Below are 14,780 nucleotides of genomic sequence, written 5' to 3'. Positions count from 1 at the left end.
GGCGAAGCGAGCGCCATGCCGAACACTCGAACGCTCGCCGGGCCGGTCGTCCTCGCACTCGTTCTCGCACTCGTCGCCGCGCTCACGGTCGTGCGCAGGCGACGCCGTCGTCCGCGCCTGACGCCGCCCTTCTGACCCGGGCCGACACTCACCACCACACACGACACTGTCTCTCGATTGGTACGATTCCGCGGACAATCGTTTTTTACGGTCCCCGCTCGCAGGCGGCGTATGGACGAGACCCCAGCGACCGTCGGTCGGTCCCCCCTCCTTCGCGTCTCGGACGCGGAGGGCGCGGTTGCCGCCGCCGCGCGGGCGGTCGCAGCGGAGTCCGTCGTCACGGTCGGTTCGACCGGTATCCGGGGGGTCGACCCGCTGGTATCGGCGACCGTCGACGGCCGGACTGCGTACCACCAGAACTGCACGCTGGAGCGCGCGCGCGACCTCGCCACGACGGTCGTCGACGGCGACCTCCCGACTGAGGGGGCGCTGGCCGTCGTCGAGCACGACGCCGACACGGAGACGCTCCCGGCCCCCGAGACGGGACCGCTCGCGGTCGGCCGACGGCACCTGCTCGGCCCCTGCGGGTGGGTCGCGCCGGCGAGCCTCGACGACCTCCCCCCCACGTTCGACGAGGGCGCCCCCGAGCGGGCGCTCGACCGCGTCTCCGCGGTCGGTCTGCTGGGCCGCGGCCGCGGCGACGGCCGGGCCGACGAACCGGTCGCGCCGGCGTGGCGCACCGCGAGCGAGGCCGACGGCGACCCCGTCGTCGTCGTCAACGCCAACGAGGCCGACCGGCGCAACGGGACCGACCGTCTCCTGCTCGAATCCACACCCCTCGCCGTCCTCGACGGAGCGCTCGCGACCGCCCGCGCCGTCGGCGCGGGCGACGTCGTCGTCTACTGCAACGAGGAGGACGCGCTCGTCCACGAGCGCGTCGAGGCGGCCGCGAGCGCGCTCGCCGCCGAGAAGGGCGTCACCGTCGAGGTCGTCGTCGGCCCCGACCGCTTCATCGCCGGCGAGATGACGATGGCGCTGGAGGCGATGGAGGGCGCGGACCGCATCGAGGCGCGCGTCCGCCCGCCCGGCCCGGAGACCCACGGCCTCTACGGCCGGCCGACGGTCATCCACACCCCCCGAACGTTCGCGCACGTCCGCCGGGCACTCCTCGCGGACGAGGCGTACGACGCCGACGACGCCGACCCCGGCACGCGCCTGTTCACCGTCGCCGGCGACGTCGAGGCGCCAGCGACGGTCGAACTCCCCACCGGGAGTTCGCTCGCGGCCGCCCGCGACGCCGTCTCGATGACCGGACGCTACAAGATGGCCTGCGTCGGCGGGCAGTTCGGTGGCCTCACCCGGTCGCTCGACTGCCCCCCGAGCGCCCCCGCGCTCGCCGCCGCCGACCTCGGTACCGAGGGGGTCGTCGAACTGCTCGACGACACCACCTGTGCGGTCGCCACCGTCGGTACCCGCGCCCGGTTCGCCGAGGAGGAGAACTGCGGGCGCTGTGTGCCCTGTCGCGAGGGGTCGAAACAGCTGACGAACCTCCTGCGTGACGTCTACGGCGGCGACTACCAGGACGACATGCTACGCGAACTGGCGCGCGTGATGCGGGCGACGAGCACCTGCGCGTTCGGGCAGACCGCCGCCCGTCCCGTCACCACCGCCATGGAACAGTTCGAGACCGAGTTCCGCGCCCACGCAGACGGGCGCTGTCCGAGCGGCGCCTGCAACGAATCATGAGCACGCAACCACCACTCCCCCGCGTCCCGACCGTCGACGACCCGCAACCAGAGACCCCCCTGACCGAGGACTTCGTCACGGGGACGGCGAACGACCCCGACCTCCGGACGCCGACGGCAGGCGACGAGATGGTCACCGTCGAGGTCGACGGCGCACCCGTCGCGCTCCCGGCGGGGTCGACGCTGCTCGACGCCGTCGAGGCCGTCGACACCGAGGCGTACGTCCCGGCGCTCTGTTCGTACGACCGCGACACCGAGCAGGGCGACAACATCGGCCCGCGCTCGGAGTGTCGCACCTGCATGGTCGAGACGGACGACCACGGCCTCGTCCCCTCGTGTAGCTTCCCCGCCGAGGACGGCCTCTCCGTCTCGACAGACGCCACCGACGCCGAGGAGGCCCGCGACGTGAACCTCGACCTCCTGCTGTCGAACCACAACCTGCGCTGTACGACCTGCAACGCGAACGGCGACTGCGAACTGCAGGACGTCTCCATCGAGAACGACGTCTCGCACCCGCGCTACGGCGTCCTCGACGACCGCGACGAGTACGAACCCCTCGACGACACCTCCTCGTTCATCCAGATAGACCGCAACAAGTGCATCCTCTGTAACCGGTGCGTCGAGGCGTGTAACGACGTGCAGGTCGAGGGCGTCCTCCGCATCGACGGCTCCGGCGGCGACACTCACGTCGACTTCCAGACCGACGCCGCCACGATGGCGGACTCCACGTGCGTCTCCTGTGGCCACTGCGCGACGGTCTGTCCGACCGGGTCGCTCACGGAGAAGGGCTACGACGGCGTCGCCACCCTCCCCATCCCGGGGTTCAACCAGCGCAACTCCGTCGGGAAGGTCATCGAACACGAACCCGCGCGGACGGCCGACGACGAGCGCCGTTCCGAGCGCGAGGAGGAGGTCGACATCGAGGAGAAGCAGGGCGTCGCCCGGTTCATGGCGAAGGCCCGCGCCGACGCCACCGACGCCGCCCGCGACGTGGGCGAGAAGGCGTGGCAGAAAGTCGAACACACCGCCGAGGACGTCGCGGCGTCGACGATGCCCGAGGGCGTCCTCTTCGACATCGCGGACGCGGTGAGCGACGTCCGCCGCTCGGGCGTCGAGAAGACCGAGACCACCTGCGGGTACTGCGCGGTCGGCTGTCGCTTCGAGGTCCACGCGAAGGACGACGACTTCCTCGCCGTCCAGCCGACCGACCCCGACCACGCGCCCGTCAACGACTTCTCGACGTGCGTGAAGGGGAAGTTCGGCTACGAGTTCGTCGACCAGGAGACGCGTCTGCAGACCCCGCTCGTCAAGGAGGACGGCGAGTTCCGCGAGGCGACGTGGGAGGAGGCGCTCTCGCGCGTCGCGAGCGAGTTCGCCGGCATCCGCGACGACCACGGCCCCGACGCGCTGGCCACCTTCGCCTCCTCGAAGGGGACCAACGAGGAGGCCTACCTCGTCCAGAAGTTCGCCCGGCAGGTGCTCGGCTCGAAGAACATCGACAACTGCGCGCGCCTCTGTCACTCCTCGACCGTGGCGGCGCTGAAACAGACCGTCGGCTTCGGCGCGATGTCCAACCGCATCAACGAGGACATCGGCGAGACCGACTGTTACCTCATCACGGGGTCGAACACCACCGAGAGCCACCCCGTCCTCGCCACGCGCATCAAGCAGAACGTCCGCGACGGCGCGGACCTCTTCGTCTTCGACCCCCGGAAGGTCGAAATCGCCGAACACGCCACCCAGTACTCCCGGACGCGCCCGGGCTACGACGTGGCGTGGATAAACGGGATGATTCGTCACATCATCGACGAGGGCCTCCACGACGAGGCCTTCGTCGAGGAGCGCACGAAGAACTTCGAGGACCTCCGCGAGAAGGTCGAACCGTTCACGCCCGAGGAGGTCGAGCGCCTGACGGACGTCCCGCCCGAGGAACTCACCCGGGCGGCCGAGACCATCGCGAACGCCGACACCTGCGTCTTCGGGTGGGCGATGGGGATGACCCAGCACTCCCACGGGACGCAGAACGTCCTCGCGCTGGCGAACCTCGCGCTCGTCACCGGCCACGTCGGCAAGCCCGGCGCCGGCTTCTCGCCGTTCCGCGGGCAGAACAACGTCCAGGGCGGCGGCGGCGACATGGGGACGCTCCCGAACAACCTCCCCGGCTACCAGGACGTCACCGACCCCGAGGTGCTCGACCGGTTCGCCGAGGTGTGGGGCGAACGCCCGCCCGGCGAGGTCGGCCTCCGGGTGCCCGAGGCGTTCAGCGAGGCGCTCGCGGGCAACGTCCACGGCATGTACGTCGTCGGGGAGAACCCCGCGCTGTCGGAACCGGACCTCTCGCACGCCCGCGAGGCGCTGGAGGACCTCGACTTCCTCGTCGTCCAGGACATCTTCATGACCGAGACGGCGGAGTACGCCGACGTCGTCCTCCCCGCGGCCACCTTCGCGGAGAAGAACGGCACGTTCACGAACACCGAACGGCGGGTCCAGCTCGTCGGGAAGGCGATGGACGCGCCGGGCGAGGCGCTCCCCGACTGGGTCATCGTCCAGGAACTCGCGAACCGCCTCGGGTTCGACTGGGACTACGACTCGCCCGCCGACGTGATGGACGAGATAAACGACCTCGTCCCCATCTACGGGGGCATCAGTCACGACCGCCTCGAGGCGGTCGGCGACGGCCTCCAGTGGCCCTGTCGCGACGCCGACGACCCCGGCACGCCCTTCCTCTACGAGGAGGAGTTCAACTTCGAGGACGGCCTCGCGCGGTTCGTCCCCGCGGACATGGGCGAACCGGGCGAACTCCCGAGCGAGGAGTACCCCCTCACGCTCACCAGCGGGCGCGTGCTCTACCACTGGCACACGGGGACGCTCACCCGCCGCGTCGAGGGGCTGATGCACCACGTCGGCGAGAGCTTCGTCGAGATTCACCCCGAGACGGCCGAGCGACTCGGCATCGAGGACGGCGAGCCAGTTCTCGTCGAGTCGAAGCGCGGGGAGATAACGGTCGACGCGCGCGTGACCGACCGACCCGGCGTGGGCGTCGTGTTCATCCCGATGCACTTCGCCGCGGGCGCCGTCAACACGCTTACGCGCGAGTCGTTCGACGCCGTCAGCGGCATCCCCGAGTACAAGGTGGCGAGCGTCCGGGCGAGACCCGCCGGCCCCGACGCGGGTGTCGCGCCCGAGACATCGGCGGACGCCGCCGTGGCCGACGACGACGACTGAGCGCGAACCCCCTCGTTTCCACTCCAGCCCCGAAACGGTCTCGTTTTTCGGACCGCCGGGCGTTTACCCCTCGGACCGGTACCCCCGGGTATGCACACCGCCGTCGTCCTCGCCGGCGGGCGCTCGACGCGCTTCGGGCCGCGCGACAAGGCCGTCGCCGACCTCGCCGGGACGCCGATGATACGCCGGGTCGCGGACCGCCTCGTGTCCGTCGTCGACGCGCTCGTCGTCAACTGCCGCGAGGACCAGGTCGACGCCATCGACGCCGCGCTCGACGGCTTTCCGCTCCCGGTGCGCTTCGCCGTCGACGAGACCCCCGACGAGGGGCCGATGGCCGGTATCGGTCGGGGGCTGCGGGCGGTCGAGGGCGAGTACGCCTTCGTCGTCGCCTGCGACATGCCGTTCGTCGACCCCGGAATCGTCGCGTTCCTCTTCGAGCGAGTCGTCGACCACGACGCCGCCGTCCCGCGCCTCGACGACGAGTGGTTCCAGACGACCCACGCCGTCTACCGGGCGGACGCGATGGCCGACGCCTGCGACGCGGCGCTCGCCCGCGACGACCACAAGATTCTGGCGGCGCTGTTCGAGGTGGACTACGTCGTCGTCGACGAACCCGCCCTCCGGGCGCACGGGTCGCTCGACACGTTCGAGAACGTCAACACCCGCGAGGAACTGGCGGCGGCCGAGGCGCGTCTCGGTTAGACGACCGCCACGAGGTCGCCGCCGCGGAGGTGCGTGAGCGCGACGTAGGGGACGTCGGCGCGCTCGTGAATCCGGCGAGCGATGGTGCGAGCGGTGCGCTCCCAGTCGGCGTCGTCGACCTTGTTCAGGACGGGGACGACCGTCGTGTCCCCGGGAACGCCCTTGCACCCGCCGTCGGGGTGGGTGAGGACCGTCGCCACGTCCTCCGCGCGGACGGTGTCGCCCACCTCGCGGTCGGTGAGCGCCGCCACCCGCTCGGGCCGGTGGACGTAGTCGTCGGTCAGGGGGCGGCCGACGACCTGCACGCTGGCGATGGGGAGGACGGCGGTGCTCGCCGCGGGGAGGCGGGGTTCATCGGCGTCGGGCGCCTTGAACTCGCGCATCCGGGCGCCGTCGGCCTTCACGAGGACGGCGTCGACGTCCGTCTCGGTGAGCGCGTCGACCGTCGCCGTCTCGTAGCCGAGGTACCGGTCGTCCTCGCGCTCGGGGACGACGCCGAGGGGCCACGGCCCGTCGTGCGCCGCGACGGCGTCCACCGGGTCGTCGGTGACGCGCACCTCCCCGACGTGTTCGTCGAAGATGGGGATACGGACGGTGGCGGTGACGACCGCACGGTCGAGGGCGTTCGAGAGCGTGTAGAGGGTCGTCTTCTTCCCTCCAGCGCCGACCACGCAGACGAGCGGGGTCCCCTCGCTCTCGGGGACGAGCGCGTCGATGAGGTCCATACGGGGGAGTCGTGCCGCGCGCGCATGAGCGTACTGCCGGCGGCTGGACTCGGCGTCGGTCCGAGTCCTCCCGAAAGAAGCGTTCCGTGACCGTTCCGTGTGTGTTCCGCGAGCGTTACTTGCCGCGACCCTTGTTCGCCCGGACGCCCGGACGGACCTTCTCGGCGCCGGTGCCGCGGTTGCGCAGGCCGCGTCCGCGCTTGCCGGCGCCGGTCTTGCCCCGGAAGGCGCGCCCGCGCTGGCTGTCGTCGCAGATCCAGTTCAGCTCGTCGTCGTTCTGGATGGCGGGGTGCTCGGGGTCGATGAGGATGGCCTCGAACCACTTCTGGGAGCCGTCCTGTCCGACGCTGTAGGAGTTGAGCACGCGCAGGTTGCGGAACTTCCGCGACGCGCGCTCCTCGGCGACGCGCTGGAGGTTCTTCTTGCGGGTGATCTTCCGGACGCCCTGGCGCTTCGAGCGCCGCCCGGCGGTGAAGCGCTGCTTGCGCGCGCTGCCCTTGCGGACGCTGACGCGCGCGAGGACGACGCCCTGCTTGGCCTTGTAGCCGAGCGAGCGCGCCTTGTCGAGTCGGGTGGGGCGCTCGATGCGCTCGATGGCGCCCTGGTTCCGCCACTCCTGCTTTCGCTGCCACTGGAGTTCGGCGAGCTTGCCTTCCTTCGGGTCCTTCCACGCCTCGCGGATGTGCGAGTAGAAGCTTCGTGCCATGGTGTGTTCCGACGGGCGTTGGGTGGTTCAGCGCGAGCGGGTCGCGCCACATTCCGGCCTGCGTGGTCGCGACCCGCGTTCGGGGTCGCGCCGGCAGGTGCCCGCTGGGGCCCGTCTCGGCCAGCGAGTTGTCCAGACTACTGCCATGGCGTACTTAGGGCCTTCGGAACGCCCGCTCGCCGCTCAGACCGAGCGCGCGGGGTCGGCGTTCGCGAGGCGCGCGAACGCGCCGTCGAGGTCGGCGAGCAGGTCGTCGACGTGCTCGATACCCACCGACACGCGGAGCAGGGTGTCGGTGATGCCGACCGCCTCGCGCTCGGCGCGCGGGATGGGTTCGTGGGTCATCGCCGCCGGGCACTCGACGAGGCTCTCGACGCCGCCGAGGCTCACCGCCAGCCGGAAGTGCTCCAGGCCGGCGACGAAGCGCGTCACGTCGTCCATATCGCCGTCGAGTTCGAACGACAGGACGCCGCCGAACCCGCTGGTCTGCTCGCGCGCGAGGGCGTGCTGGGGGTGCGAGTCCAGTCCCGGGTAGTGGACGCGTCGTACCCGGTCGTGGTCGACCAGGTACTCGGCGACCGCCCGCGCGTTCGCCTCGTGTGCGCGCATCCGGAGCGGGAAGGTCTTCAGCCCGCGCAGGAGGAGGTAGCTGTCGAAGGGGGCGAGGACGTTCCCGAGGGCGACCTGCTGGTGGAACCCCACCACCTCGGCGAGCGCGTCGTCGTCGGTGACGAGCGCCCCCCCGAGGCCGTCGGAGTGGCCGTTGAGGTACTTGGTGGTGCTGTGGACGACGACGTCGGCCCCCAGGGTGAGCGGGCGCTGGAAGTAGGGACTGAGGAACGTGTTGTCGACGCCGAGGCGTGCACCGCGTTCGTGGGCGAGGTCGGCGATAGCGGCGACGTCACAGAGACGCAGCAGGGGGTTGGTCGGCGTCTCCATCCAGACGAGCGTCGTGCGGTCGGTGAGCGCACGTTCGACGTTCGCGGAGTCGGTCGCGTCGACGAACGTCACGTCCACGTCGAGGCGCTCGGCGAACAAGCCCTCCAGCATCCGGCGGGTCCCGGCGTAGAGGTCCTCGAACGCCACGACGTGGTCGCCGGGTTCGACCGTCGCGAGGAGCGCCGTCGCGATGGCCGCCGTCCCGGACGAGAAGGCGAAGCCGTGGTTCCCCCCTTCGAGGGCGGCGAGGCGCTTCTCGACGGCGTGGCGCGTCGGGTTCGACAGCCGGGTGTAGAGGAACTCGCCGCGCTCGGGGTCCACGTCCTCCAGGCTGAGGTCGGTGTCTAGCCCCTGGAGCGCGTACGTGGAGGCGAGGTGGATGGGCGAGACGACGTCGCCCGGCCCGGCCTCCGGCGTCGGTTCCTCGCCGTAGCCCACCGCGAGCGTCTCGATGTGCGGGTCCGAGTCCATACGTTCCTTCCCCCGAGCGACCACAAAATCATTTCGACTATCTGATAATTTATCCGGTCGCAAATATTACCTCGAATCATCCCCGGGCGGCGCGACCCTCATACCCGTTCGTCGCGTACCGGGGGTGAATGTCGCAGGGGTTCGTCACCACCGGGTCGCGTCGGGTCAGCGAGCGCGCGCCGTGAGTACGGCGCCGTCGCCGCTGGCCGCGCCGATGCGCGACCTCTTCGCCCGCTACGCCCGGCCCGAGCTGGGGCTGTTCGTCCTCGGCGTCGTCACGAGCATCCTCGGACGCGGCGTGAGCCTCGTCCCGCCGCTGGTGCTCGGCGTCGCCATCGACGCCCTGTTCACCGACGCGGGTCCCTACACCCTCCCGCTCGTTCCGGGCGCGTGGATTCCGAACGGGGCGCCCGCACAGCTCTGGTTCTCCGTCGCGCTCGTCCTCGGGTCGCTCGTGGTCGGCGGCGCGCTCACCTGGGTCCAGGGGGTGAGCCTCTCGCTGTTCTCGAACCGCATCCAGCACGCCGTCCGCGTCGACGCCTACCGCGCGATGCAGGACCTCGACATGGCGTTCTTCGACGACAAACAGACCGGGCAGGTGATGGCTATCCTCAACGACGACGTCCGCAACCTGCGGATGTTCCTCGGGACGACCGTCAGCGGCGCGCTCCAACTGCTCGCCACGGTCCTCGGCATCGCCGCCCTCCTGTTCTACCTGAACGCGCAACTCGCCGTCGTCACCCTCGTCGGGGTGCCCGCGCTCGGGGCGTTCACCGTCTGGTTCATGCGCACCATCCGCCCGCGCTACCGCGCGCTCCGCGCGAGCATCGGCGACCTCAACACCCGCATCGAGAACAACCTCGCCGGGATGGAGGTCATCAAGACCTCGAACGCCGAGGCCTTCGAGAACGGCCGCGTGCGCGACGCCTCGTGGGAGAACTACCTCCGGACGTGGGCGGTCGCCAAACTGGAGTACCTCTACCAGCCCGCGATGGACCTGCTCGCGGGCCTCACCTTCGCCGTCACCTTCGCGCTCGGGGGGTACTGGCTCGTCGTCGGCCCGCCGCCCGGCTTCTCCGGCACGCTCTCGCCGGGCGAACTGGTCACCTTCCTGTTCATGACCCAGCGGTTCGTCGAACCGCTCTCCGGGGCGGGGCGCATCGTCAACTCCTACGAGAACGCCCGCGCGAGCGGCGAGCGCATCGTCGACCTCGTCGAACGCCCCGTCACGGTCCGCGACGGCCCCGACCCCGTCGCCCCGGAGCGAATCACGGGGCGCGTCGAGTACGACGACGTGAGCTTCGCCTACGTCCCCGGCCGGCCCGTCCTCGCGGACGTGAACTTCGTCGTCGAACCGGGCGAGACCGTCGCCTTCGTCGGCCCGACCGGCGCGGGGAAGTCCACCGTCGCGAAGCTCCTCCTGCGCCTCTACGACGTGGATAGCGGGGCGGTCCGCGTCGACGGCCACGACGTGCGTGACCTCGCCCTCGACAGCCTCCGCTCGGCGGTGGGGTACGTCGGGCAGGACGTCTTCCTCTTCGACGGGACGGTCCGCGAGAACGTCGCCTACGGGTCGTTCGACGCCACCGACGAGGCGGTCGTCGCGGCGTCGCGTGCCGCGGAAGCCCACGAGTTCGTCGTGGACCTCCCCGATGGGTACGACACTCGGGTCGGGGAACGAGGGGTGAAGCTCTCGGGGGGCCAGCGCCAGCGTCTCGCCATCGCCCGGGCTATCCTGCAGGACCCGGCGGTCCTGGTGCTGGACGAGGCGACGAGCGCCGTCGACACCGAGACGGAACGCCTCATCCAGCGGGCGCTCGACCGCCTCACCGCCGGTCGAACGACGCTCGCCATCGCCCACCGCCTCTCGACGGTCAGGGGAGCGGACCTCATCCTCGTGCTCGACGAGGGACGCGTGGTCGAGCGCGGCGCGCACGAGGCGTTGCTGGCCGCCGGGGGCCTCTACGCCCACCTCTGGGGCGTCCAGGCCGGCGAGGAGGCGAGCGCGTTCGACTCGCTGCTCCGTACCGACGGCGAGGACTGAGCTCCGATTCGCTATCGTCCCATCCGATTTATCGACACGCGCGCACCGACTCGAACGAGTCGTCGCGGATGGCGTCCGCGATGGCCGAGACGTCCTCCTCGCCGACCTGCTGGGGGTACTTGCGTCGGAAGTACCGGACGAGGTTCGCCACGTCGCGGTCGAGGAACTCGTCGGCGTTCTCGTGGTCCGTCGGGACGGCCTGTGGCCAGTCGAAGATCGTCACGCCGTCGCTGTCGACGAAGACGTTGTACTCGCTCATGTCGGCGTGGACGTAGCCCTCGCGGTAGGCCGTCGCCAGTTCCGTCAGCACGAGGTCGAGGACGCCGACCACCTGTCCGGCGTCGAGGCCGGCCTTCGAGAGTTCGACCCCGGGGAGCTTCTCCATCACGAGGGCGTGGCGGTTGTGGTCGACGGGCCGGGGGACGCGCACGTCCGGGTAGAGCGTCTCCAGGGCCTCGTACTCCCGCTCGGCGGCCTTGCGCGCGGTGTAGAACCACGAGACGTGGCGGTTCTCGGAGGTGTACTCGCGCTCGCGGCGCACCTCGCGGAAGTTGGTGTAGCCCTCGCGGTGGAACTTCAGCGCGAGAGGCTTGTACGAGCGCACCTCGTAGACGTCGCTCTCCTTGCCGACGCCGAGGGGCGCGCCGAACGCCTGGATGCTGTCGCGCTCGGTGAGCGCGCGCAGCGCCAGCACGTCGTACCCCTCGAACGTGAGGCGAAAGCCCTGGTAGTGGACGGTCTTTCGCTCGACGTACCCACGGTCCTCACAGCGGTCCAGCCGGTAGTCGACCTCCTCGCTGTCCAGCCGCGAGAACTCCGCCACCTTCTCGCGGTCGACCCACTCGCTGAACCGCATGCCGTGCTCGATACCCGAGAGGAGATAGAAGTCCTCGGGTTCGAGTTCGAGGAAGCCCGCGGCGACGTTCTGCACCATACCTCCCCTCTCGTGCGGGCGAGTAAAAGCCCCCCGCGTCGCGCACGGTAAACTGGAGAGTGCTATACGGAATCGGGATGGGGACCGAGACTGAGCGCGGGTTCAGTCTTCGGACACCGCCCGGGTCGGTGACTCGGCAACCGGGGCTGGTGGCTCGTGGGTCCCGAAGTCGGGGTGGGTCTCCTCCATCCAGACGTACACGACCGCACCGGAGGCGAACATCAGGAGTGCGGTCATGTAGAACGCGGCCTCGGGGTTCACGAACTCCATCGAGAGCCCGATCAGGATGGCTCCGACGGCATAGCCGGAGTCGCGCCACATCCGGTAGACTCCCATCCCTGCAGACCGCCAGGTCGGGTGGGCGGCGTCGCTCGGCACCGTCATCAGGTTCGGATACAGTAACGCCATGCCAAGGCCGGAGAGAGCGGCCAAGACTGCCCACGCGAGATACCCCTCGACGAGTACCATTCCAAGGACGCCGACACCTGCGAGGAACATGCCCCAGACGACGGGCGGCCGGCGACCGATACGGTCAGCAAGTCCACCGGTCGCGATCTGGAGGAAGTACATCGCGCTGTGGACACCGACGACGACACCGACCGCCGCAATACCAAGACCCTGGCTTACCAGATACAGCGGGACGGCGATCCAGAACAGCGTATCCACGAAGTTCTCGATGTGGCCGGCCTGAGCCGCAGCGAACAGCGTCTTGTCACCGTAGGTCGCTCGCTTCACCACCTCGTCGAACGGCAGGTTTGCGTCGTGGTGGTCGTCGTCTCCCTCTGCTTGGGCGTACTGGACAGTTTCCTTGATCAGGAAGATGGAGACGAGGAACGCCAGCACGACGACGATGGCGAGGAAGTAGAACGGCTCCGGCCGGAGGCTCCACTGACCGGCGACAACGCCTGTAATCCATGCCCCGACGGCAACGCCAGTGTAGCCGAACGACTCGTCGATACCGACCGCAAGGCCACGCTGCTCGGGTCCTGCGAGGTCGATCTTCGCGTTGATCGCCATACTCCACGTCAATGCCTGGTTGATACCCAGCAGGATATTCCCGACGGTGATCCAGCCCCAACTCGGAGCGAAGATGAGGACGAGCGGCAGGGGGAGTGCTGTCGCCCACCCGGCGACGAGCACTGGCTTGCGGCCGTACTCCTCGCCCCATTTGCCAGCGTAGAGATTGAGAATCGACTTCACGATTCCGAACGAGACGACGAACGAACCGATAACCAGGAACGACTCGACGCCGAGTACCTCTTCGCCCAGAACGGGGACGACGGTCCGTTCGGACCCGATGGTCAGGCCAGTGGCGAACACCAGCAGGACGTGGAGTGAGAACTGTCCGAGGTGCTCGCGGATTCCTTGTTTGATTTCAGTACCCGTATTCATGGACTCATTTAGCAGCGCAGTGGGCCGTCAGTCGATTGGTCGTAGACATCCACGTCGATGCTGCCCGGGAGCTGCCCGTCCTCGAAATCCGCTCCGTGGCGAATATCGAGGACGACCGGCCCGTCATCACCGTTTCGCAATCGGTCGCTGAGTTCTTCCGGCGTGATCTCCTGCATCGGTACTCCCGAATAGAGGGTATATCTACATGTAGGTGCTGCCGGACATGACCGGCAGTGTTAATTTTGACCAGACCGACGTTGGTCGTATGAGTCTGTACGAGGCCTCGATTCGGGTCAAACACGAGTGCCCGTACCGAGAAATCTCTGAGCGCCACCCGGACCTGACGATACGGGAGTGGCCGCTGAGCGACTGCCAGGTGCTCGAAATCACCTCCGAGACGACGCCGACCGACGACCTGCTCGACGAGATCAGCCAGCTCGGAACCGTTCTACACGAATCGGAGAACGACGACGGCTATCACGTCGTCACGCAGTCCTGTCTCTGCTCGCTCGAGGAGACCATCGTCGACCGCTTCGAGGAACACAACTGTCTGTACCAGTCCCCGACGATCTACCGCCAGGGCTGGGAACACTACACGGTGGTCGCGTTCGACGAGGAGGACGTCCGGGAACTGCTCCGCGACCTGCGCTCCGACAGGGAGATCGAGCTCCTCTCGAAGACCTCGCTCTCGGAGACGCAGATTCCCCACACGATGCTGGCCCCGGTCGACCGACTGTTCGAGACGCTCACGGACCGGCAGCTGGCGGCGTTGCAGTTGGCGCTGGAGTGCGGGTACTACGAGCACCCCCGGCAGACGTCCATCCGTGACCTGGCCGACCGGACGGCCGTCGCTCGCTCGACGTACGAAGAACACCTCCGGAAGGCGGAGAACAAACTCCTCACGAACGCGGGGCAGTTCTTGCGGCTGGTCACCGCGACGTCGACGGCGGACCCGTTACGGGTCCGGGAGACGCGACGGGCGGGACGGGTCGCCGACTAGTCCGCCGCGCGGACGGCGAGCGGTTCGCTACCCGATCGTGAGCACCTTCTCGGCGTCCTCGACGATTCGCAGGTAGTCGCCCATCGTCGCACGGGGCCGGAGGTCGTCCTCGTCGAGGTCGCGGGAGTCGAGACACGTCCCACAGGCGAGGAGCTCGCCGCCGTCTCGAGTGTACTTGCGCATCACACCGTGCGGGTTGAACGTCTCGTGTTCGAGGTCCGGTGCCTCGACAGCGTCACCGAGGAGGAAGACCTCGACCGTGTGCTCCGCATCGAGTGCCGTGTTCGCGAGCCGAAACGCGTTCCAGACGCGCTCGGGGTCGTCGGTCTCCAGGACGATTCCGACGTGTGCATACCGGCCCTTCACCGGCGACGCACTCGAGATTGGATGGTGTTTGTTCTCGGAACGAGGCCACGACTCATGAGTCGCTCCTTCTCCTCGGGGCCCGTCGCCCCCGGGCCGCCGCGTGGGGTCGATAGCGGCGCGACCGGCCGGGACCCCGACGCCCCGCGCGTCGCTCAGGCGAGCTGAAAGCCCTCATCCCGGAGGACGTCGGGCAGGCGGTCCGCGTGGTCGCCCTGTAGTTCGATGTGGCCGTCGCTGACGGTACCGCCGGTGGCGAGGCGGCGCTTGAGCGTCGAGGCGAGGGCGTCAACGTCGACTCCCTCCTCGAACCCGTCGACGACCGTCATCGGCTTGCCGTAGCGGCGGCGCTCGACGCGAATCGAGAGTCGCTGCTCGGCGCGCGCGAGGTCCTCGCCGATGCCGAGGTCGCTCGGCAGGCCGGCGATGTCACTGAGGTCTTTCTCACTCACGGTCGTCCTACGCCGCCGACGGTATAAACCGGTTCGCGGCTGTGCGTGCCCGTGGTATAGCGCCGTCCCCTACGTTCGCCGC

The 14,780-nt window shown here is 69.3% G+C and carries 13 protein-coding genes; 5 read left to right on the top strand and 8 right to left on the bottom strand.

What is annotated here, in order from left to right:
* Nucleotides 1-231: 231 nt before the first annotated feature.
* The 3 genes from P1Y20_RS10040 to P1Y20_RS10030 all read left to right on the top strand — a co-directional run bounded on the left by P1Y20_RS10040 (nt 232) and on the right by P1Y20_RS10030 (nt 5,672).
* On the top strand, nt 232-1,746 hold the full coding sequence (locus tag P1Y20_RS10040; RefSeq protein ID WP_304448526.1) for an NADH-ubiquinone oxidoreductase-F iron-sulfur binding region domain-containing protein: 1,515 nt from the start codon (nt 232-234) through the stop codon (nt 1,744-1,746).
* Entirely contained in the window at nt 1,743-4,970 is a 3,228-nt protein-coding gene (fdhF, locus tag P1Y20_RS10035) for a formate dehydrogenase subunit alpha (RefSeq protein WP_304448525.1), read from the top strand. Before P1Y20_RS10040 ends, fdhF begins: the two co-directional genes overlap by 4 nt.
* A gap of 90 nt (nt 4,971-5,060) precedes the next feature.
* Entirely contained in the window at nt 5,061-5,672 is a 612-nt protein-coding gene (locus P1Y20_RS10030) for a molybdenum cofactor guanylyltransferase (protein ID WP_304448524.1), read from the top strand.
* Here P1Y20_RS10030 and yqeC read toward each other — a convergent pair.
* From yqeC to P1Y20_RS10015, 3 genes are all read right to left on the bottom strand, one after another.
* Complete coding sequence (gene yqeC, locus P1Y20_RS10025) at nt 5,669-6,397, bottom strand: selenium cofactor biosynthesis protein YqeC (RefSeq protein WP_304448523.1); 729 nt, start codon at nt 6,395-6,397, stop codon at nt 5,669-5,671. The genes P1Y20_RS10030 and yqeC overlap by 4 nt on opposite strands.
* Nucleotides 6,398-6,512: 115 nt before the next feature.
* Nucleotides 6,513-7,103: a 50S ribosomal protein L15e gene (locus P1Y20_RS10020; protein ID WP_304448522.1), complete on the bottom strand. Its 591-nt coding sequence runs from the start codon at nt 7,101-7,103 to the stop codon at nt 6,513-6,515.
* 183 nt (nt 7,104-7,286) lie between these two features.
* Entirely contained in the window at nt 7,287-8,513 is a 1,227-nt protein-coding gene (locus P1Y20_RS10015) for a trans-sulfuration enzyme family protein (RefSeq protein WP_304448521.1), read from the bottom strand.
* Nucleotides 8,514-8,727: 214 nt separating this feature from the next.
* Here P1Y20_RS10015 and P1Y20_RS10010 point away from each other — a divergent pair, with 214 nt between their 5' ends.
* Complete coding sequence (locus P1Y20_RS10010; protein WP_368662170.1) at nt 8,728-10,557, top strand: ABC transporter ATP-binding protein; 1,830 nt, start codon at nt 8,728-8,730, stop codon at nt 10,555-10,557.
* 28 nt (nt 10,558-10,585) lie between these two features.
* Here P1Y20_RS10010 and P1Y20_RS10005 read toward each other — a convergent pair whose 3' ends face one another.
* The 3 genes from P1Y20_RS10005 to P1Y20_RS09995 form a co-directional block, all read right to left on the bottom strand.
* Entirely contained in the window at nt 10,586-11,491 is a 906-nt protein-coding gene (locus P1Y20_RS10005) for a serine/threonine-protein kinase RIO2 (protein WP_304448519.1), read from the bottom strand.
* Nucleotides 11,492-11,593: 102 nt separating this feature from the next.
* Nucleotides 11,594-12,883 (bottom strand): MFS transporter, encoded by a 1,290-nt coding sequence (locus P1Y20_RS10000; RefSeq protein WP_304448518.1) that lies wholly within the window; start codon nt 12,881-12,883, stop codon nt 11,594-11,596.
* Nucleotides 12,884-12,891: 8 nt separating this feature from the next.
* Nucleotides 12,892-13,059: a rhodanese-like domain-containing protein gene (locus P1Y20_RS09995; RefSeq protein WP_304448517.1), complete on the bottom strand. Its 168-nt coding sequence runs from the start codon at nt 13,057-13,059 to the stop codon at nt 12,892-12,894.
* A gap of 89 nt (nt 13,060-13,148) precedes the next feature.
* Here P1Y20_RS09995 and P1Y20_RS09990 point away from each other — a divergent pair, with 89 nt between their 5' ends.
* Nucleotides 13,149-13,883 carry a helix-turn-helix domain-containing protein gene (locus P1Y20_RS09990; protein ID WP_304448516.1) on the top strand — a complete coding sequence of 245 codons (735 nt, stop codon included), beginning with the start codon at nt 13,149-13,151 and terminating at the stop codon, nt 13,881-13,883.
* Nucleotides 13,884-13,910: 27 nt separating this feature from the next.
* On the opposite strand, the gene P1Y20_RS09985 is transcribed toward P1Y20_RS09990, so the two are convergent.
* Nucleotides 13,911-14,249: a DsrE family protein gene (locus tag P1Y20_RS09985; protein WP_304448515.1), complete on the bottom strand. Its 339-nt coding sequence runs from the start codon at nt 14,247-14,249 to the stop codon at nt 13,911-13,913.
* A 152-nt stretch (nt 14,250-14,401) separates the two neighbouring features.
* Nucleotides 14,402-14,698, bottom strand: coding sequence for a stress response translation initiation inhibitor YciH (gene yciH / locus P1Y20_RS09980; protein WP_368662146.1), 297 nt, complete (start codon nt 14,696-14,698; stop codon nt 14,402-14,404).
* Between the last annotated feature and the right edge of the window lie 82 nt (nt 14,699-14,780).

The organism is Halomarina ordinaria, from assembly GCF_030553305.1.
Lineage (GTDB): Archaea > Halobacteriota > Halobacteria > Halobacteriales > Haloarculaceae > Halomarina > Halomarina ordinaria.
The sequence above is the reverse complement of the archived record's forward strand: the minus strand, read 5'-3'. Positions and strand labels throughout refer to the sequence as shown.